Source organism: Psychrobacter sp. TWR1-1-1, from assembly GCF_049895865.1.
In the GTDB taxonomy this organism is placed as follows: Bacteria; Pseudomonadota; Gammaproteobacteria; order Pseudomonadales; family Moraxellaceae; genus Psychrobacter; species Psychrobacter immobilis_A.
On the sequence record NZ_JAFCTE010000001.1, the window covers coordinates 144,048 to 165,000 of the forward strand.

Here is a 20,953-nt window from a genome sequence, read left to right on the forward strand (position 1 = left end):
TAAAATCAGCGACACCACTGCTGCTCACATGGGATACCGTCATTATTACCATCCATTTTGGTATTCGGGCAGTGTTGTACAAAGTAAGTGGCTTCTGCGCATGACGTCATCTGAGAGCAATGCTTCCTGCCATCACAGGTAAAGCTTGATACTGACGACGTGAGTACTGGTTTTACTGCCGAGACTGATGTTGACGTTGCATCTGAGTCGACGTACGTTGGCGGTATATCATCCAGATCAGTTGAGGTAAAATCAGCGTCAACTGGAGTATCAGTCGCAACGTTAGCAATAGGGTTACTGGTCGTGTTGTCAGGTTGCAGCATCTTATAACCCAAAAGTGCTAAAACCAGTAATAATACAAAGATCAATATCTTTTGAGTCACGGTTTATTACCTAGTCATGGTCGCTATGAATTAATGAAAGCTACCAATGCATAATCACTGTTCATTCATCAATGGCGGCTTTTTAGTGATTAACAAACAGCCATTGATGGATTGATAGTCTATTTTTATTTCAAAAATAATTGATAACCGATATTGTCATTGAGCATGGTGCAGTCATAGCCGATATCGAGTAACGCGTCTTGTAATTGACGAGAATTACCTTCAGACGCTTGCAAACCGACCAATACGCGACCTTCGGCGGCACCATGATTGCGATAATGAAACAAAGTGATATTAAAGTCATCACCTAGCTTTTCTAAAAACTTCAGCAATGCCCCTGGACGTTCAGGGAAAACCACACTTAATAATTGCTCGTTTGCAACATGCGCATGACCACCAATCAAGTGGCGGATATGCGATTTGGCAATATCATCATCGGTCAGATCATGAGCCGTGTAGCCATCAGCTGCCAATTGCGTACGAATGGTTTTACGCTCTTTGTCGCCTTCTTTTAGTGCGATACCGACAAAAATTGCCGCAGGTTCCATGGAATCAGGTGATTTTTTACTATCAGCGCGGTAATTAAATTCAGTGATATTGCGTCCATGTAAGCTACGGCAGAAGTTTAAGAAAGCGCCTGTCTGCTCAGGAATTGTCACACCAAAGATGGCTTCTTTTTTCTCACCAATCTCAGTACGCTCAGCGATATAACGTAGGCGGTCAAAGTTCATATTGGCACCGCAAATAATACCGACGCAGTTTTTACCTTGCAGATTATGGGCTTCGATATATTTTTTCATACCAGCAACGGGTAACGCGCCCGCAGGCTCAACGATACTGCGATTTTCTTCAAAGATGTCTTTAACCGCCGCGCATACTTCGTCATTGGTACAAGTCACGACTTCAGGCTCGACTAAAGGGCCTGATTTATCACTCTTTTGCATACGGACAATTTCAAATGGCAATTCGCCGATTTGAGCAACTGCCACGCCGTCGACGAACAGCCCAACTTGCTCAAGCTTAACGCGCTCATTGGCTTCAAGCGCCGCTTTAAGAGAAGCTGATTGCTCTGCTTCCACCGCAATCACTTTGACATGCGGCGCAACTTCACCTAAGAATGCCGCGACACCTGAGATGAGACCACCACCGCCAACCGCGACAAACACATAATCCATATTGCGCCATTGCTGGGTGAGTTCAAGACCAATGGTACCTTGTCCGGCAATCACCAATTCATCATCGTAAGGGGGAATAAAGGTCAGACCTTCTGTTTCAGCGCGATTGATTGCATAACGGTTGGCTTCATCGAAGCTATCACCATACAAATCGACGTTGCCGCCCAGTGCTTTAACCGCATCGACCTTAATGTCAGGTGTGGTGGTCGGCATCACGATGATATTGTTTAGGGCAAGTTTACGCGCAGAATAAGCAACGCCTTGTGCGTGATTACCTGCTGAGGCGCAAATGACGCCACGTGCTTTTTGCTCATCACTTAACTGACTAATTCGGTTATAGGCACCACGCAATTTAAAGGATTTGACCGGTTGCAAGTCTTCGCGTTTAAAACGAATGTCATTAGCAAAACGTTGGGTCAGCTTGGGCGCCGCTTCAAGTGGTGTTTGAATTGCCACGTCATAGACGGTGGCTTGCAAGATGGCTCGTACCCAATGTGACAGCATAATGTTCCCTAATAAAAAGTGTGGATGAATAGAAAAATTAAATAGATTAGCCTATGCTGATTTTAACGGTCTTGCAAGACCCTATTGCAGTTTTTGCAGCGATTTTAAGTTTTGATGAAAGATAGGGTTGGTTTTATCTCAATATTTTTTAAATAAAATATTGAATTATTTCCATATGTCTGTATTATTGGACATATGGAAATAATTAATGCTATCGACAGCTTTGCTGCGCTCTCTCAAGATACTCGTCTCAAGGCCTTTAGGTTGCTTGTCAGCCAAGAGCCCGTTGGTCTGCCAGCGGGTGAAATAGCTCGCAAACTGTCTGTGCCTCATAACACAATGTCAGCTCATCTATCCGTGCTGGCTCGTGCAGGGTGGGTGGTGTCTCAACGGCACAGTCGGCAGATAATTTATCGCGCCTCACTGTCACATATGGAGGAGGTTATTCAGTTTCTATTGCAAGATTGTTGTGCGGGACATCCAGAATTGTGTGCGTCTCTTATGGACAGTTTAAGCGGATGTGGGGTTGTTAATACTAATGACGTAAACAGTGAGTAATATAGCTATATATTCAGAACTCAAACAACATATTCAGACAATAAGTGAGATTGCTATGAAACCATTAATCTTTCACAATCCAAAATGCGGTACGTCTCGCAATACATTGGCCATCATGAAAGCATCAGGCGAAAATCCAGAAGTAATTGAATATCTTAAGACCCCACCAAGCCGTGATTATTTAGTTGAGCTATTGGCAAAAATGCAAATTTCACCAAGAGAGCTGTTACGAAGCAAAGAGCCTGTCAATGATGAGTTAGGATTAGACAATCCTGAATTGTTTGACGATCAAATCATTGATGCGATGATTGCCCATCCCATTTTAATCAATCGCCCTATCGTGGTCACCAATAAAGGCGCAGCATTATGCCGTCCCTCAGAATGCGTATTTGAATTATTAGAGAATCCCGTGAGCAGCTTCACTAAAGAAGATGGGGAAGTGATTTATCATGGCAAATAAAACAGCAGATTTAGATGTGATCGATTTGTGTGATTTGCCCAATATTGATGCAGACAGTATACAGCCTATCGATATTGAGTCTTTAATTGGAACAAATGACCCGCGCCATGCGCCAAGAATATTGGTGCTATATGGCTCTCTACGCCAGCGCTCATTCTCTAAACTGGCCAGTGAAGAGGCGAGCCGTCTATTGCGTTGGTATGGTTGTGAGGTTCGAACCTTTGATCCGACGGGTTTACCATTGCCTGATGCTGCTGATGCAGATCATCCAAAAGTACAAGAGCTGCGAGAGTTGGCGCAGTGGTCAGAAGGTATGCTGTGGGTGAGCCCAGAGCGTCATGGCAGTATGACCAGTATTATGAAAGCACAAATTGACTGGATTCCATTGTCATTAGGTGGTGTACGTCCGACTCAAGGCAAAACTTTGGCAGTGATGCAAGTCAGCGGTGGCAGTCAAAGCTTCAATACGGTTAACCAATTGCGCATTCTTGGGCGTTGGATGCGGATGATTACCATACCCAATCAGTCCTCTATTCCTAAAGCTTTTTTGGAATTTAACGACGATGATCGTATGGATAAGTCTCCTTTATATTTGCGTCTCGTGGATGTTTGTGAGGAGTTGGTGAAATTCACTTGGCTGACCCGTGGACGCTCAGCCTATCTGATTGACCGTTACTCTGAACGGGTAGAAAGCGCAGAGGAGCTGTCGCAGCGCGTCAATCAAAAATCACTCTAATTTATTTTCTAATACTTCATTTTCTAATACTTGCTCTTACATAATTGTTCTTATAATAATTAAGCCTAAAAAGGTTACTCAATGATCGCATTGATTATATTTATCGTGACTTTGGTTTTAGTGATATGGCAGCCCAAAGGACTGGGTATTGGCTGGAGTGCAATGGGCGGTGCGTTGATTGCCTTGGCTTTTGGCGTGGTAAAGCTCTCCGATATTGGCATTGTGTGGGACATCGTTTGGGATGCGACTTTTACCTTTGTGGCGCTTATCATTATCTCGCTTATCTTAGATAAAGCCGGATTTTTTGGCTGGGCAGCACTGCATGTGGCTAGGCTTGGCAATGGGCAAGGACGTTTGCTATTTCCTATGATTGTGATTTTAGGCGCGTTTATCTCGGCGTTTTTTGCCAATGATGGGGCAGCATTGCTACTGACACCGATTGTCATCGCTATCTTACTACGTCTTAAATTCTCACCACCATCCGCTTTGGCTTTTATTATCGCAACAGGTTTCATTGCTGATACCGCAAGTCTGCCGTTAATCACTTCTAATCTGGTCAATATTGTTAGTGCTAATTATTTTGACATTGGTTTTGGTCGTTATGCAGCAGTGATGATACTGGTCAATATTGTCTCTGTATTGGCGACGCTCGCCGTATTATGGGTGGTCTATGCGCGGCACATTCCAAAACACTACTCCATTGCTGATTTGAGTGCACCAGAGTCTGCGATTGAAGATCCGCTGGTCTTTAAAGCGGCCTTTCCACTGCTCGCGTTGCTACTTATTGCCTACTTTACGACTGAGTCATTGGGCATTGCCATCTCCTTGGTGACAGGAGTGGCGGCGTTACTGTTAATGGCTATAGCAGGTCGCTGGTGGCAAGGGGGTCGTGATGCCGTTGTTTCTGTATCCGATGTTTTGAAAAAAGCGCCTTGGCAAATAGTATTATTTTCCATCGGTATGTACTTGGTGGTTTATGGCTTGGGCAATGCAGGATTGACTGCCTATGGTGCTCAAGTATTGAGTTGGTTGGGGCAGCAGGGTACGGTCATCGCAACAGTAGGAACTGGATTCCTCTCTGCTATTGTAGCCTCTGTCATGAATAATATGCCGTCCACTTTGGTTGGTGCACTGGCGATTGATAGTGCGCAAGTACCTGCTGCCACTCGAGAGCTCATGATTTATGCCAATGTGATTGGTAATGATTTGGGGCCGAAATTCACACCTATCGGTAGTTTGGCGACTTTATTGTGGCTCCATGTATTGGCAGAAAAAGACTATAAAATCAGTTGGGGGCAGTATATGAAGATTGGACTGCTCATTACCCCGCCCGTACTATTGGTCACGCTACTGGCTTTGGTTGTTTGGTTGCCTTATCTGTCTTCATTTTAAAATTTGAATCAATGTCAGCGTAATAGCCACGCTAATCGCAAGACATTCATTAAACTCATCGGGTATAATGGCGGCGCATTTTACCTTTTTACCCTTTACTTTTTTTAAAGCGATACGTTTATTTTGCCAAGGATTTATGATGAGTGATCAGCAAGCACAAAAGCAAGCCGCAGCCAAAGCGGCTCTAAGTTATATCGAAGATGACATGATACTTGGAGTAGGCACAGGCAGTACGGTCAACTGTTTGATTGAATTATTGCCAACTGTAAAGCTTGCTGGCGCGGTGGCTAGCTCACAGGTCACTGAAGACAAACTTCGTGCCCTTGGTATTGAGATAGTGGATTTAAACTTTGCTGGTACGCTTGATATTTATATCGATGGGGCAGATGAGGTCAATGAGCATTTGCAATTGATAAAAGGCGGCGGCGGCGCGCTCACTCGTGAGAAAATCGTGGCAGCGGCTTCTAACAAATTTATATGTATGGTTGATGAGAGCAAAAGCGTTGAGGTGCTAGGTCGCGAGTTTCCTGTTCCGATTGAGGTACTGCCGCAAGCACGTTCTTATGTCGCACGGCAATTAGCCGGTATGGGCGGTGAGCCAGTTTACCGCGAAGATTTTGTGACTGATTATGGTAACGTCATCTTAGATACTTATGATTTGGATGTTAGTAATCCGATAGCGCTTGAAAAAGAGCTGAATAATATTGTGGGTGTCGTGTGTAATGGTATTTTTGCGGCCAATCAAGCTGATGTATTGCTTAAAGCAAGTAGCGGTGGGGTCGAGACGTTGATGCGTTAAATGGCTCGTTAGCTGAGTAATAATTGTCGAGCAAAAATTAAAAAGGCAGACCATACTAAATGTGGTCTGCCTTTTTTATACTTATCCTTTGATAAATAGGTTACGACTATATTTTTTAAAGTTTGATTTTGTCTTGTAATAAGAATTCCATCAAGGCTTTTTGTGCATGTAAGCGGTTTTCAGCTTCATCCCATACCACTGAGCGTGGGTCGTCAAGCATATCATGAGAGATCTCCTCACCACGATGCGCGGGCAGACAGTGCATAAATACCACTTCAGGATCGGCTTTATCTAATAGCGATGGCGTTACTTGATAAGCGGCAAAACGGCGCGCACGAGTGTTTTGTTCAGACTCTTGTCCCATGCTTGCCCATACATCAGTGACAATTAAGTTTGAATCTTTCGCTGCCTCTTGCACGTTTTCGACAATACTGACGCAATGCGAGAAACGTTTCATCAGCTCAGGGTCAGGCTCGAAACCATAAGGCGCTGCTACTCGTAGCTCAAAGCCAAACTGATGGGCCGCTTGCATATAGGATGCGCACATATTATTGCCATCACCGACCCAAGTGACGATTTTATTTTCGATACTACCGCGATGCTCATAATAGGTTTGCATGTCTGCCAGTAGCTGGCAAGGATGAAACTCGTCAGTTAAAGCATTAATAATAGGAACACTTGAGTATTCAGCAAAGGTCTCAACTTTTTCGTGGCCAAAGGTACGAATCATGATGATATCGACCATGCTCGATATGACACGAGCGGAGTCTTCTAGTGGCTCACCACGCCCAAGCTGGGTATCATTTGGCGATAAAAATATAGCACTACCACCAAACTGACCCATACCCGTCTCAAACGAGATGCGCGTACGGGTTGAGGATTTTTCAAATATCATGCCAAGCGTACGACCAACAAATGGCTGATATATCTCGCCAGCATGCTGCATCTTACGTAATTCGCTGGCGCGTTTTATAAGGTTTTCTAGTTCTTGTTTGGTTAAATCAGATAAGGTCAAAAAATGGCGCAAACTCATAGTAATCCTAGCAGTCGATCGCAGTCAGTGAAACGTCATCAGTCTTTAATAGCATCGCGTCAGTGCGTATACTGGGGTGACAACAAACTTTTAGTATAGCGCAATTAGGCTTAATGTAAATGTCCAATTTGCCGTGATTTATAAGTCTGGCAAACAGACATTACATGAATAGTGATAAGGTCAGCATAATTATACTTGTATGCGATTTGGGCGAATGCTTAGGCGGCATAGTAGCTCATAGCTAATCGTACCAGCATGTGCGGCGACTTCATCGACGTGCGGGGCATCACCCCACAGTATTACTTTGCTGTCTAATGCAATGTCTTCTGGCGCGGTACTGACATCAATGACAATCATATCCATTGCCACGCGTCCAATGACTGCGCATCGATAGCTTTGATCGTTGGTAGTATCTATAACAGTGACATAGGCTTCATCGCTGATGACACGAGGGTAACCATCACCGTAGCCGACACTCACCAGCGCTGTTCTAGTGTCTTTCTGCGCTGTCCAACGACTGCCATAACCAATAGCATTGTCTGCCTGAACTGTTTGCAGGGCGATAATTTGTGCGCTGAAATCCATCGCTGGCTGTAAGTCTAATTCATGCGCGCTTTTATCAATGACAGGGGCGCTACCATATAAAATAATGCCGGGACGTACCCAATCATAATGATGCTCTGGAAAATTAACGATACCGGCTGAATTGCATAATGAGCCTTTGATATCGTTGCTAACAGTCTCTTGCAAAGTGCTTAATACATCTGAAAAACGCTGAATTTGCATCGTATTTAATGGATGAGTGCTGTCATCGGCATTAGCAAAATGCGTGGTTAGTATCAGCTGATATCCCGCTTCATGCAGACGCTTAGCCGCTGCCATAACACCTTCAGCGTTGAAGCCTAGACGGTTCATACCAGTATTATATTTAAGCCAAACCACTCTGGTCGCACTATTGGCTGGTGGGATATTGTCGAGTGCCCACTGCAACTGCGGCGCATGGTGAATCACGCAGCTAATATCATGCTCAATGGCTTGCTGCCACTCATTATCGGTAAATGCCCCTTCAATCAAACCAATGGTTTTGTCCCAGCCTAACTGCCGAGCTTCTAGCGCCTCAGTCAAGGTTGCAACACCAATACCGTCTGCTTGGTGCAATGCAGGCAATACCGCTGCCACGCCATGTCCGTAAGCGTTGGACTTGACCATGGCCAGGACTTTAGAGTTTGCTGCCATTTTTTTAACTTGGTTTAAGTTGTGAGTAATGGCTTGTGGTTTGATTGTGATAGTACGCATAATTGGCTTCTTTATAAGTAGAATTATGAAGTTATAAAGCCAGTACTGCATCAATTGGGCTAATGCAGCACTGGCTATTTTATTAAAAACTATTTGTTCGCTTATGATGAAGCTTTAGTCTTTATCAGGCTTAGCTTTATTAGGCTTAAGTTTTATAAGATTGATCATTCGTCGTTCTCGAAACTGACATTTTGATAGTATTCTGGTGTTAGGTTAATAAAGCGGGTAAATTGCCCTTCAAAGCCCAAACGTATAGTGCCGATAGGGCCGTTACGCTGCTTACCAATAATGATTTCAGCCACGCCTTTGTGGTCTGTATTCTCATTATAAACCTCATCACGATAGATGAACATAATCAAATCGGCGTCCTGCTCAATCGCACCCGATTCCCGCAAATCCGACATGATAGGGCGCTTGTTAGGGCGGTTTTCTAGACTGCGGTTAAGCTGCGACAAAGCGATAACAGGGCATTCAAGCTCACGTGCTAGCGCTTTGAGACTCCGTGAAATCTCAGAGATTTCCCCAACACGGTTGCCATCTAGGTTTGGCACTTTCATCAATTGCAGATAATCGACGACGATGGCGCCAAGCTTGCCGTCATGGTTTTTGGCGATACGGCGGCAGCGTGAACGCATCTCAGAGGGTGGCAGCGCTGTACTATCGTCAATATAAAGGTGCTTAGATTGCAAGTGCTGAATGGCGTTCATCATTTTTGCCCATTCATCTTCATTCATTTGCCCAGAACGCAGATGCGTCTGATTAATCGCGCCCCATGAGGACAGCAAACGCATGACGATAGACTCAGCAGGCATCTCCATCGAAAACACCACAACAGGCAGATCTTCGTTAAATAAAATACCTTCTGCCAAGTTCATGGCAAAGGTGGTTTTACCCATAGAAGGGCGCGCAGCCACGATGATTAAGTCACCTGCCTGCAAGCCTTGGGTTTTATTATTTAACTCAGCAAACGGCGTCTGTAAACCAATCATGCCATCGGGATTGGATTTTAGCTCTTGAATTTTATCAATAACGTTGGTCAAAACAGCCGTAATACCCACAGGTCCACGCTGTTCAGCGCGTTTATTGTGCTGCTCATTGATGCTAAATATCTTACCCTCAACACTGTCTAAAATATCACTGACGGTCTGGTCCTTAGGATTATAGGCGAGCGTGAGCATCTCATTGCCAGTCGTAATCAGTTGGCGTAGAGTAGATAGTTCACGGACGCGCTGAGCATAGGCGGTCAGGTTAAACAAGGTCGCAGGGCTTTGGCTCAAAATATCTGCCAAGTAGCTATCGCCGCCTGCACTTTTAAGGAGTTTTTGTGCTTCTAGCCAGTCGTGTACCATGACCGTATCATAGGGTTCGTTGACTGCCGCTAAATGAGCAATAGCATCAAAAATATACTGATGTCGCCCTGCATAAAAATCATCTTTGGTAACGATATCAGCAATCTTGTCGTACGCCTCTTCGATACTCATTAAGGACGCGAGCAATGCCTTTTCAATGTCGATATTGTGCGGCGGTGTCTGATTGAGTAAGTCGTCGGTTTTTTCGTTGTCTGCCATGATTGCCTAATGTGTCAAAAGTCGATATAAAAGAGGGTATAAATGGGTATGTGATATCAGGGTTTCATTGGGTGCTGATACAGCAAATAAAACGCCACGTGCCACTATAATTGAAGTACCAAAACCTGATCTCGGTGTTGACTGGTAAATGCTATAATGAAAAGCGAAAGTTTAACACATAATAGGCTTTTTTCGGCACCGATAGACAACTATCTATTCTAGATGACGGTTGTAATAAGTAAAAAATCATCTATACAATATAAGTGTCAGTACTTATTTTTCCCATAAAAAATACAATAAAATTCACGACTCAATATAAATATAAAGGCGTAGTTATGATGCAAGATATACAAAAAAAATTACCATTATTAATCACAACTGGTGAGCCTGCTGGTATTGGGATGGATATCGTGCTGCTATTAGCGGCTGAGGGTAAATTGCAAGATTTTGAACGTCCAATTTGGGTCACTGCCGATAGCACCGCTATGACAAAGCGCGCAGATGAGTTGGTTGCAGCTGATGTATTGAAAAACCCTCCCATCTGGCAAACTATTGATATCGATGCCGATGACTTTAATCTTAACGTTGTAGAGCAGATGTCGCAGCCAGATACGGACGTGGATAGTTCTTTTATTCTACTTAATATATCTTGTGCTGAGCCAGTTGTCTGCGGGAAAATTAACACGCGCAATTCGGCAATGGTTGCTAAGCAGTTAGACATTGCCCATCAGTTGGCAACCAACAAAATAGTGGCTGCTATCGTCACTGGACCATTGCAAAAGTCTGCATTGATAGAAGCTGATATTGAGCTATTAGATGGCACAATGTTTAGCGGTCATACAGAGTTTTTTATGCAGCAAAGTGGCTGTGATAAAGTGGTTATGATGCTCGCTAATCAAGCCATGAAAGTGGCGCTTGTCACCACTCATTTACCACTAAAAGATATCCCTGCTGCAATCACGTCTGACAATGTACGCCAGACCGTACAAATTGTCGTCGATGAGATGAAAGCAAAATTTGGCTTAACGCAGCCACGTATTTTAGTCTGTGGTCTTAATCCACATGCAGGCGAGGGTGGTCATTTAGGTGTTGAGGAGATTGAGATTATCAATCCTGTATTGCGTGAGTTTATCGATGTGGGCGTCGATATATCAGAGGCAATGCCAGCGGATACGTTATTTACACCCAGACATCTAGCCAACTGTGATGCGGTGATTGCTATGTATCATGATCAGGGGTTGCCGGTGCTGAAATCACATGGTTTTGGTGATACCGTCAATCTTACTTTAGGACTGCCGTATATTCGTACTTCGGTTGATCACGGTACGGCGCTTGATTTAGCGGGACGCGGCGGCGCAAGTGCGACTAGCTTATATCAAGCATTGAATATGGCAAACGAGATGGCAGATAAATCGCTTATTAATAGACCTCTTGCATAAGTCGGTGTCTTAGCGAGATTTATCGCGCAGTATTGGGTAACTTTAGTTTGAATAATGGCTATTTATGAATTATCAAACAAGGTTTAATATAAGTGGTTCCATTATACCAGTCTGTTTTAAGTGGTCTATTAATAGGTTTAGAGGGCTGAAATAGCTGGTTCTGCTAGGGTAATCCTAAAAGATCCATTCTATGATACTAAATCGCTAAGATTGTCGGGGATTCAGCATTCTGAGATAATGTAAGATGGCATATCTGAACTGAAAGCAAAGCGCTATTTGCATGCTCACTAAATTATCAGTACATCTATCAGAATAAATGAGAAACACTAGAATGAAACAATCTTTTCAGACCCTGTTAAATCAAGTGGGACTTACCGCTTTAGTGACAGCATCATTACTATCTGGAACAGTACAAGCAGCAGATAACAATGACCATCTAAAGAGCACCGTTGATCAACAAGCCAAATTACTAATGAATGAGCATGATATTTCAGGGATGTCTTTTGGCGTCATCATCGATGGCAAATCACATTTTTATCATTATGGTTTGGCTGATAAGAAAGCCAAAATACCTGTCTCAGAAAACACTATTTTTGAGCTAGGCTCAATCAGTAAGACGTTTGCTGCTACCTTAGCCAGTTATTCAGAATTAAATGGCACACTTACATTAGAAGATACTGCTGATAAATATATTCCCTACCTAAAAAACAGCACCATTGGCAACACCAAGCTTATAAACTTAGCTACCTATTCAGCTGGTGGTCTGCCGTTACAAGTACCTGATGAAGTCAAAAACAATAAAGAGTTGCTTAGTTATTATAAATCTTGGCAGCCAGTCTTTTCTGTCAACTCAAAGCGTTTATATTCCAATGCCAGCATAGGATTGTTTGGTTATATATCGGCATTGAGCATGGATGCTGATTACACACAATTGATGGAAGAAAAAATACTGCCGTCACTCAATATGCCCAACACCTTTATCAATGTGCCTAATGACAAAATGGCGGATTATGCGTTTGGTTATAATGCTGTTGGCGGTGCTATCCGAGTCAATCCTGGCATGTTAGACGCTGAAGCCTATGGCATTAAATCCACCATTAAAGATATGACGCAGTTTATGGCGGCGAATATGGGGCTGGTGCCGCTGGATAAAGATATTCAGCAAGCGTTAGACAATAATAGAAAGGGTTACTATCAGGTGAGTACTTTTACCCAAGGGTTAGGATGGGAGATGTACTCTTATCCTACTCAGCTAAATACCTTACTCGAAGGTAACTCAATGGATGTGGTGCTAAAGCCTCAAGCCATTAAAATAGACAATCATCCAACGTCTATTTTAAACAACGTCTGGGTCAATAAAACAGGCGCTACTAATGGGTTTGGTGGCTATATCGCTTATATTCCTGCCGAAAAATCAGGCATTGTCATTCTGGCAAATAAAAACTATCCCAATGCAGATAGGGTCAAAGCAGCGTATACGATTTTAGAGAGTGTGATAACTCATTGATTAAGCATGAGTCACAAAGCAACCTTATAAAAACGACCTTCCACTAATAACCCAGCTAGATGCTGGGTTTTTTACGTTCAACTTTTAAGAGCAACCTTCCACCAAATAAATCGCTTCTGGTATACCAATATCTATGCTTTCTACCTCACCTTTTAATAGGTTTTTATGCTCTGCTGTCCACTCAGTCGCCTTAATCATAGAATCACTCAGCTTTTGACCACCCTTGACATGATATTCAATTTGTAGGGGTAACTTATCCTGTTTATTATTAAGCTCAATATTGTCATCTTTTAAGAATTCTCCAAGTGGGCTTTCTTTTATTACCTTGAAATTGACATTAGCAATCAGGTTATAGTAGTCACCATCAACCGCATATTTATCGATCTCGTAGCTAAGCTCGTCATTATGTGCTTTCATAACGTCTGTAGCGGAATTGCCAACGTTGATGTCTTTATAAAACGGGATACTTGGATCCTGAATATTAATCAGGGCAACCTTGTTGTCTATGATTTGATACAGCACAGAAGCACGTTTACCGTACTTTTTATCGATATAGCTCAGCTCTGGATTACTGACGTAATAGCATTTTTCGTTATCGCTCTTGGCTTTGGTCATTCCTAGGCTGCTTAGTAGTTCAGGAGTAATAACCTGACCAAAGCTTAGTTTCTGATACCCTGACGGGCTGACGATTTGTTCATCAGCTATATCTGTCGCTTTGTTAGTTTGGGCTTCATCTATAGCACTTGTATCTGTAGGTGCTGGATTGACAGGCATCTCATCATTCTCGATCATATCTTTGTCTATATTATTCGTTTGTGTAGTGTCATCGTTATTTGTAGATGAGGGCTGTAAGTCACAGCCTGTCATCAGTTGTACAGCAGCGATTAATAAAGTAGAAGCCATTGCCGTTCTAATTATCGGCAATGATGATTTTGAATGAAAAGTTAACATGGCTCAATTCCTGAATTCAGATCATTGATATTAATATATACCTCAATGAACCTTGTATAAACTGTTTTTCTTATGCTCAATTTCATTTAAGATAACGTCTAATCGGTGCGTCTATAGCGCACTAAAGACGAATAGAATATGTATGGTAAGCACACCATAAAGTACACCGTGAGTATTTCAGTGAGTTAAAACATTGATATCACTAGCCTACAGCAAAAGCTTCAAGTCCTCACTAGGGAACCATGCTTACTCTCATAATAGTCTTATAATAAACGATTTTAGAACAAAATAAGGCACTGTGTCGATTGCGCTAAGGTATGAGCGGTTTATTAATAAAATGTCTCAAAAATACAGTGCAATTATGAGCTGTGTTATAATTCATCATTATAAAACTAGCACATTGCTGGCATTGCCTTATCGACCCTCTCTTTTTTATCTATGAAGACTTTTTTATGTCCAAAACATCGTTTGATGCTCAGTCTATTACCAACAGCCTACGCGCTGCCAAACACCAACCGCGTAAGCGCTTTGGTCAAAACTTCTTACATGACCGTAGTGTTATCCGTGAAATTGTTGAGAGCATTCGCCTAGAGCGCAATGACAATTTGATTGAAATTGGGCCGGGGATGGGTGCACTGACTGAGCCGTTATTGGCAGAAGTGGATGCGATGACTGTGGTCGAGCTTGATCGTGATTTGGCAGATAGCCTGCGTATTCGTATCGGTGCCAATAGCCATCCAAATTTTACCATTATCAAAGACAATGCCATGCATGTCGACTATCGTGAACTGTATAGCGAGGAGCGCGGCAAGCTCCGCGTGGTCGGTAATCTGCCGTATAACATTTCTACGCCTATCTTATTTCATTTGCTAAGTTATGCCGATGTGATACAAGACATGCACTTTATGCTGCAAAAAGAGGTGGTCGAGCGTATCACCGCTGACGTCGGCAGTAAAACCTATGGTCGCTTATCAGTCATTATGCAGTACCACTGCCATACAGATTATCTGCTGACCGTCCCACGTGGTGCTTTTAATCCGCCACCAAAAGTAACCAGTGCGGTTTTTCGTTTGACGCCGCATATCATTAAGCCAGTCGTCGCGGAGGACGAAGAGTATTTCGCGCTTGTGGTACGTGAAACCTTTAACCATCGTCGTAAGACGCTACGTGCTATCTTTAAAAAATCAACGTTGCTACCGACATTGAGCGAAGAAGATTTTGCAGCGTGTAGCATCGACCCACAAGCACGTCCTGAAGTCTTAAGTGTAAAGGATTTTGTGAATTTGAGTAATCAAGCGCGTAAAGTAGAGGTTTAAATCGAGTTACTGCCGATTCGTCGTCAAAGACATTTATATGGAAATGACGATATAAAATTTTCACATAAAACTATCACGTAAAGACACTGAGGATTTATGAGCTTTCGCCATCAGTATGTCATCGGTGACCTGCAAGGTTGCTATGCGGCGTACCTTCATTTACTTGAAATATTGGATTTTGATCCTGCACAAGACAAGCTATGGTTTGCAGGGGACTTGGTGGCACGTGGTGAAGATTCGTTAAATACCTTGCGTCATGTCAAAGCACTTTGCGAGCAAGGGGCTGCCGCGACAGTACTCGGCAATCATGATATCAATTTGATCGCTGTCTGGCGCGGTGCGGCAAAGATTAAAAAAAAGGATCAGACAGCGCCTATTTTTGCTGCCGATGATTGCGATGAACTGCTTGAATGGTTACGTCATCAGCCAGTATTGGCTTTTCCTGATGAGCAGACGGTCTTGGTTCATGCTGGCATTCCACCGCATTGGACGGTTGAGGCGGCCGCAAATTACGCGCAGCAGTTAGAGTCACAATTGCAAAGTAGTTTAAAACAGCTGGATCGTTTATTGCCGAATTTATATAGCAAGACTGCTGATGACTGGCATCCAGATATTAGCGGCTTTACCAAAATGCGTGCAATTGCCAATTATTTCACTCGTATGCGGCTGTGCAAACAAGATGGCACGTTAGAATTTAGCTTTGCAGCAGGGTTAGAAGCGTCTATGCCAGAGGGGTTTTTGCCTTGGTTTGAATGGCAAGTACCGCGGACTCGCAAGGTATTATTTGGGCATTGGGCAGCGCTGAAAGGTGAGGTAGACTTACCGTATGCGCGTGCACTTGACGGCGGCTGTGTTTGGGGTAATGATCTATTGGCGTATCGCTTGAGTGATGGAAAAATCATCAGGTCAAGTGCCTACTGCTTACAGTTAGAAACATAATATTAGGGCATGGGCTCATTTCTATCTCCGTTTTTAAAATGAGGTCACGCCCCAACTATTTTACTTATCCAAACGATTTATTAAACCACCAAAACCTTCCCATTAGCTGGGTAGGTTTGGTGGTTTTTTGGGTTTAGGTAGTGAGGTTTTAGCATCGCCCGTGGCCTTATTTTCAGGGTTGCTGTTATCGTTTTCAAGATGGGCAGTCGTCTCATTACCCTCAGTAAAGGCGTTATGCGCTTTATCATATTGAATATCACTACTATAAGGGACGCTATTGAGCTCCTCATCTATCAGCCCATCATCGAGTTCAATGGTTTTTTTGGTACTGATATGATTGGTGGTACTGTGTGTTTCCCGACTTTTTAGCGCAGCGTCAGTGTCAGCATTTGAGATGTTATTATCGTAATCTATATCTGTGATAGCCTGTTCATTTTGCATGCTTTTTTGCTTGGATTTAGGTAGGATTTTTACATCAGACAAACGGCGCACGACATAATTATTGGGAATACTTTGTCCTCCTTTATGAGCGCTGGTATCGTCAAAAATCATATGTCCTTGGCTGTCGATACGAGCATACTTCATTGGCTTATCACGTGGCCAGAAAAAGTCTGAAGGATGGGTAAGCATATGGCTGAAAAGCTGCTTGGTTAAACGACTCCACTCCATGAATTTGACTTCTTTAGAGCGCAGTGCCACAAATAAGGCGAGCGAAAAGCTGACCATGAGGTTCACCATGCCGATAAGGGCAACGCCTAAAATAGAAATAAACACAATCTGCCAATCCCACTGGTTGGCAGATATATTAAACAGTCCATGCGCCAAATTCGCCGAGGCAAACGCAATGTGGCGAATATCAATCGGTAAGCCAAATAAATAGCCAATTGTTGCAGTACTACCTAAGAACACCCCGAACAAGAAATTGCCCATAATGGCGCCAAGGTTGGCTTCTATAAAACCGCCTAAACGCTGTAACCAAGTTTTTGGTAGTAGGTATTGAAGTAGTTTGTGGCGCTGAATACGGGCACCGATTTGGTTATAGACCGCCAAGTTATCGTAGTAACCAGCAATAAGACCAGATAAAAATAAATAGACGCCAGCAATGGCCGCGTGGGGCAATGCCAGTGAGTGAAAGGGGTCAAGATCATGCAGTAAGTGTGCAGCCTTATCGGTATTGATCATCGGCGCACCAGTATATTGTAGCCATGCAAAAGAGATAATCAAAGCGACTGGTATCGCTAGCATAATATTACCCATAATTGCCACAAACTGGGTACGTAAAATATCGACCACCAATTCTGATAGTTTATTTAACTGATGTGACTTTTTGCCAGAACCGTCCGATATAGTAGAGGCAATTGCCGCCGCCGTCATAGCAGGCTGTTTGGTAGCAACCGTACCATGAACGATATGGATAAAAACAAAACCCAATCCATAAATCATACTATTTACAAAGGCGCGTCCCATCGGTGCGAGGGCTAGGTTATAGGCTAATATCTTAAGCGTTGCCATAAAGGCAATAATAAAACCACCGATAGAGGCTTTCTTGAACATCTTTTGGTAGCCCGATTTATCGGTACTAATATAATGTTCACCCACGCGGCTGGCGTTTTCAGTGACTTTGCGTGACAGCAGCTTGGTATTATTATCAATTAAGTATCCAATACTATAACGGCGGCTAGCAGTGGTAATCAGCGCTTGAATCAACTCAATGAGCGCCTGATCACGCTTATCATAATTATCTGCTACCAGTTCAGTTAAGATGCGCATACGCTGCAAGCTTTGGTCTAAACGCAGCATCATGTTGGTCAGGCGAATAGAGATTCCCGTTTTATAAATGCGCTTGCGTATGGTGGCAACGATATCTTCGCATTGTTCAATCATGACCAGTAACGGCGCAGGATCTACCGCTTTTTCGGGCGTGATATCCGTTAAAGTATCAAGCTCATGCGCTTCTCGGTACTGATTGACGTATAAGACCGCCTCTTGATTTTGTGCCACAAATGAAGCTGAATAATTCAGCATTTGCGGATAAAATTCCATCAAATCTGGATGCAAGCCAATACCGCTGATACGGTATGACAAAATGATAATCGCGTTCAAAATACTGTTTTTTGCTGTCGCCACTAAGTTTAAATGCTGCTCATCGACTTTGAGTAGCTCAACCAGTTCATCCCATTTGTCTTTTTTAATATTGGCAAGCCAGCGCTCGTCAGAGCGTTTATCAAATAAATAACCGACCAATTCTACGACAGAATCTTCTTGTGGCAGTAGCGGTAAAAAACGGTGTCCGATAAGGCGACGTAGACTATTAAAAAAGCCCTGATCCGACATGATGCCGGTATCGGTATATAAAGCAATTTGGCGATATTCAATAATCAGTTTTAAGACGAAACTTGACAGTCCATCTGCATATTCTGGATGTTGACGTAAAATATCAATCAGCTCTTGAATGTTTTGATTGGCTAACGTGGGCTCTTTATCACTCACTCGTAGCTCATCGATTAAGCGCTTGAGTACCGCAGGATCTGGCACATCACTTAAGGCTGTAATCTGTTGTAAAATGTGTTTTATTTCTGACACATTGCATCCCTTGTGGTGGTTATTTCAATCATTGTTATTATTTAGTATGAGCAAAGATATAAGTGCTTTGAATGGCTATATTGGTTATCAATGTCGCGATATCTACCACTATTGATGGTTAGGTTTCTAATTTATAGCTCACTAATTTGGAAATTATTGGTTCAGAGCTTATTGGTTTCGGCGTTAAAGATATTTGTAGCAATCTTAATGTTGTGACTTTGCGTTATTTTAATCGTAACAATGCCTGAGCGGTTAATTATTTTGTTAGCAGTTATTTTGTGGCGCTCATTATATCGATTGTGGAAACCATCGCTGTGATGATATTTTTGGCAAAAAAAGGGACAGTAGCGTGACTGTCCCCTTATCGTAATGCGGTATGGCTTACTTTATTATAAAAGTAAGAAATTAGCTAGCAGGTACATCAAAGTAGCTAAGATCAAAGTTCATCATTGGGTCACTACCAGCTTGAACCATTTGTGCATGAGCATCAATGCGTGGCAAAATACGCCCGACGAAGTAATCCGCAAGCTTGGCTTTATTGGTATAAAACTCACCTTCTTTATCGTTAGCTGCTTCTACCATCAACGCGAACATGTACGAGTAAGCGAGGTAACCAAAGGCATGCATGTAGTCAACGGCACAGCCATTGACTTCGTTTTTACGTTCGCCAATATTATTTAGCACCGTTGTGGTCAAGGTTTCAATCGTGTCAGCAGCATCTAGCGTTGCTTGCTTGATGCCATGATCTGCTTGCATGTTATTGACGAAATCACGAATTTCACCTAAGAAATGAGTGACGTATTTGCCGTTATTTTTCGCTACTTTACGACCTAGTAGGTCAAGCGCTTGAATACCATTGGTGCCTTCATAAATCTGCGCAATACGGGTATCACGAACGATTTGCTCCATACCCCATTCGCGGATATAGCCGTGACCGCCAAATACTTGCTGGCAATCAATAGTTGCTTCTAGTGCTTTGTCAGTCAAGAACGCTTTAGCAACTGGCGTAAGTAGAGCAACGCGCGCAGCGGCAGCTTGAGCGGCCTCTGGATCGGTACTAAACTTCTCTTCATCAAGATTTTTGGCAACGTACATCGCAAAGCAACGTGACGCTTCAGTGTTGGCTTTGGCATTCAACAGCATACGGCGTACATCGGCATGATGAATGATGGCATCTGCTGGTTTTTCTGGACTTTGCAGTTGGGTATCGCTACGACCTTGACCACGGTCATTGGCGTATAGCGCTGCATTTTGGTAAGCAAGCTCAGAACCACCAAGGCCTTGCAGACCCATGGTGACACGCTCATAGTTCATCATAATGAACATAGAGGATAGACCCGTATTTTCGGCACCAACCATCCAGCCTTTAGCGCTGTCAAAGTTCATGACACATGTGGCTGAGGCTTTGATACCCATTTTATGCTCGATAGAGCCGACTGCTAGGGTGTTACGCTCGCCTAAGCTGCCATCTTCATTCACTAAGAATTTTGGTACGACAAATAGCGAGATCCCTTTTGAGCCTTCTGGCGCATTAGGAGTTTTTGCGAGTACCAAATGAATGATATTTTCGGTTAAGTCATGCTCACCGCCAGTAATAAAGATTTTGGTACCAGAGATATCAAAGCTACCGTCATCGTTAGGAACGGCTTTGGTTTTGATAATACCCAGATCAGTACCAGCATGTGGCTCTGTCAAGCACATGGTGCCCGCCCACTCGCCGTTGTACATTTTTTCTAGGTAGGTTTGCTTTTGTTCTTCAGAAGCCGCTGCGTTTAGGCACAGTGTTGCGCCAACGGTTAGGTTAGGGTAGAGGGCAAATGATTGGTTGGCAGTGAATACCATCTCTTCAGTCAGCATAGTTACCATTTTCGGGAAACCTTGACCACCGTATTCAGCGTTACCACTTAAGCCAACCCAGCCTGATTCAGCATACTGTTTATACGCTTCTTTAAATCCAGTAGGAGTCGTGACGACGCCATTACCTTCAAAGGTTGCGCCTTCTTCATCGCCGCTGCGGTTGATTGGCAAAAGAATGTTTTTTGACAGTTTTGCCATTTCTTCCAAAATCATATCGACTGTTTCCATATCGACATGAGCTAAGTTTTCATTGTTTTGCCAAAATTTAGGCGCGTTAAATACATCATTCAAGATAAAGCGCATGTCATTCAGAGGGGCATTATAAACAGCCATAAACATTCCTTTGGTTCAAATAAATAAAATTAAAGTTGTTAAAGATATCAGTTGTTAAAGATATCAATTGTTCTTTTGGTCTAACCTTAACGGTTAATAATCAAAGTTTAGCAAATAAGCTTGC

Annotated in this window: 16 protein-coding genes and 1 pseudogene; 9 read left to right on the top strand and 8 right to left on the bottom strand. The window is 43.1% G+C overall.

Annotated elements, in window-relative coordinates; translation table 11 throughout:
- Positions 1 to 5 precede the first annotated feature (5 nt).
- Both ACP69U_RS00605 and ilvA read right to left on the bottom strand, forming a co-directional pair.
- Positions 6 to 158 (bottom strand): annotated as a pseudogene (locus ACP69U_RS00605) (excalibur calcium-binding domain-containing protein); the annotation flags it as partial.
- A 350-nt stretch (positions 159 to 508) separates the two neighbouring features.
- Positions 509 to 2,062: a threonine ammonia-lyase, biosynthetic gene (gene ilvA / locus ACP69U_RS00610; protein WP_238033878.1), complete on the bottom strand. Its 1,554-nt coding sequence runs from the start codon at positions 2,060 to 2,062 to the stop codon at positions 509 to 511.
- Between the two features lie 195 nt (positions 2,063 to 2,257).
- Here ilvA and ACP69U_RS00615 point away from each other — a divergent pair, with 195 nt between their 5' ends.
- From ACP69U_RS00615 to rpiA, 5 genes are all read left to right on the top strand, one after another.
- Positions 2,258 to 2,620 carry an ArsR/SmtB family transcription factor gene (locus tag ACP69U_RS00615; RefSeq protein WP_238048499.1) on the top strand — a complete coding sequence of 121 codons (363 nt, stop codon included), beginning with the start codon at positions 2,258 to 2,260 and terminating at the stop codon, positions 2,618 to 2,620.
- Positions 2,621 to 2,675: 55 nt separating this feature from the next.
- Positions 2,676 to 3,080: an arsenate reductase (glutaredoxin) gene (gene arsC, locus ACP69U_RS00620; protein ID WP_426137481.1), complete on the top strand. Its 405-nt coding sequence runs from the start codon at positions 2,676 to 2,678 to the stop codon at positions 3,078 to 3,080.
- Entirely contained in the window at positions 3,070 to 3,816 is a 747-nt protein-coding gene (gene arsH, locus ACP69U_RS00625; RefSeq protein ID WP_426137482.1) for an arsenical resistance protein ArsH, read from the top strand. The genes arsC and arsH overlap by 11 nt, the downstream gene beginning before the upstream one ends.
- 81 nt (positions 3,817 to 3,897) lie before the next feature.
- Complete coding sequence (locus ACP69U_RS00630) at positions 3,898 to 5,208, top strand: arsenic transporter (protein ID WP_426137483.1); 1,311 nt, start codon at positions 3,898 to 3,900, stop codon at positions 5,206 to 5,208.
- A 139-nt stretch (positions 5,209 to 5,347) separates the two neighbouring features.
- Positions 5,348 to 6,007 carry a ribose-5-phosphate isomerase RpiA gene (gene rpiA, locus ACP69U_RS00635; RefSeq protein ID WP_426137484.1) on the top strand — a complete coding sequence of 220 codons (660 nt, stop codon included), beginning with the start codon at positions 5,348 to 5,350 and terminating at the stop codon, positions 6,005 to 6,007.
- Positions 6,008 to 6,122: 115 nt separating this feature from the next.
- Here rpiA and argF read toward each other — a convergent pair whose 3' ends face one another.
- From argF to dnaB, 3 genes are all read right to left on the bottom strand, one after another.
- Complete coding sequence (gene argF, locus ACP69U_RS00640; protein WP_193012283.1) at positions 6,123 to 7,040, bottom strand: ornithine carbamoyltransferase; 918 nt, start codon at positions 7,038 to 7,040, stop codon at positions 6,123 to 6,125.
- A gap of 189 nt (positions 7,041 to 7,229) precedes the next feature.
- Positions 7,230 to 8,336, bottom strand: a complete 1,107-nt coding sequence (gene alr, locus ACP69U_RS00645) for an alanine racemase (protein WP_426137485.1) — start codon at positions 8,334 to 8,336, stop codon at positions 7,230 to 7,232.
- Positions 8,337 to 8,500: 164 nt separating this feature from the next.
- Positions 8,501 to 9,904, bottom strand: a complete 1,404-nt coding sequence (dnaB, locus tag ACP69U_RS00650) for a replicative DNA helicase (RefSeq protein WP_055124901.1) — start codon at positions 9,902 to 9,904, stop codon at positions 8,501 to 8,503.
- Between the two features lie 335 nt (positions 9,905 to 10,239).
- On the opposite strand from dnaB, the gene pdxA reads away from it, so the two are divergent.
- Both pdxA and ampC read left to right on the top strand, forming a co-directional pair.
- A complete protein-coding gene (gene pdxA, locus ACP69U_RS00655) occupies positions 10,240 to 11,343 on the top strand; it encodes a 4-hydroxythreonine-4-phosphate dehydrogenase PdxA (protein WP_426137486.1) in 1,104 nt (367 codons plus the stop codon).
- Between the two features lie 331 nt (positions 11,344 to 11,674).
- Entirely contained in the window at positions 11,675 to 12,850 is a 1,176-nt protein-coding gene (gene ampC, locus ACP69U_RS00660) for a class C beta-lactamase (protein ID WP_426137487.1), read from the top strand.
- Between the two features lie 84 nt (positions 12,851 to 12,934).
- Here ampC and ACP69U_RS00665 read toward each other — a convergent pair whose 3' ends face one another.
- Entirely contained in the window at positions 12,935 to 13,801 is an 867-nt protein-coding gene (locus ACP69U_RS00665) for a hypothetical protein (protein WP_404642516.1), read from the bottom strand.
- A 452-nt stretch (positions 13,802 to 14,253) separates the two neighbouring features.
- Between ACP69U_RS00665 and rsmA the strand changes: the two genes are divergently transcribed.
- Entirely contained in the window at positions 14,254 to 15,117 is an 864-nt protein-coding gene (gene rsmA, locus ACP69U_RS00670; RefSeq protein WP_426137488.1) for a 16S rRNA (adenine(1518)-N(6)/adenine(1519)-N(6))-dimethyltransferase RsmA, read from the top strand.
- Positions 15,118 to 15,213: 96 nt separating this feature from the next.
- Complete coding sequence (locus tag ACP69U_RS00675) at positions 15,214 to 16,056, top strand: symmetrical bis(5'-nucleosyl)-tetraphosphatase (RefSeq protein WP_426137489.1); 843 nt, start codon at positions 15,214 to 15,216, stop codon at positions 16,054 to 16,056.
- A 102-nt stretch (positions 16,057 to 16,158) separates the two neighbouring features.
- On the opposite strand, the gene ACP69U_RS00680 is transcribed toward ACP69U_RS00675, so the two are convergent.
- Together ACP69U_RS00680 and ACP69U_RS00685 are read right to left on the bottom strand one after the other, a co-directional pair.
- The gene (locus ACP69U_RS00680; protein ID WP_426137490.1) at positions 16,159 to 18,639 is read right to left on the bottom strand and encodes a site-specific recombinase; all 2,481 of its coding nucleotides are present in this window, start codon (positions 18,637 to 18,639) and stop codon (positions 16,159 to 16,161) included.
- A gap of 405 nt (positions 18,640 to 19,044) precedes the next feature.
- The gene (locus tag ACP69U_RS00685; RefSeq protein WP_426137491.1) at positions 19,045 to 20,829 is read right to left on the bottom strand and encodes an acyl-CoA dehydrogenase C-terminal domain-containing protein; all 1,785 of its coding nucleotides are present in this window, start codon (positions 20,827 to 20,829) and stop codon (positions 19,045 to 19,047) included.
- Positions 20,830 to 20,953: the final 124 nt, after the last annotated feature.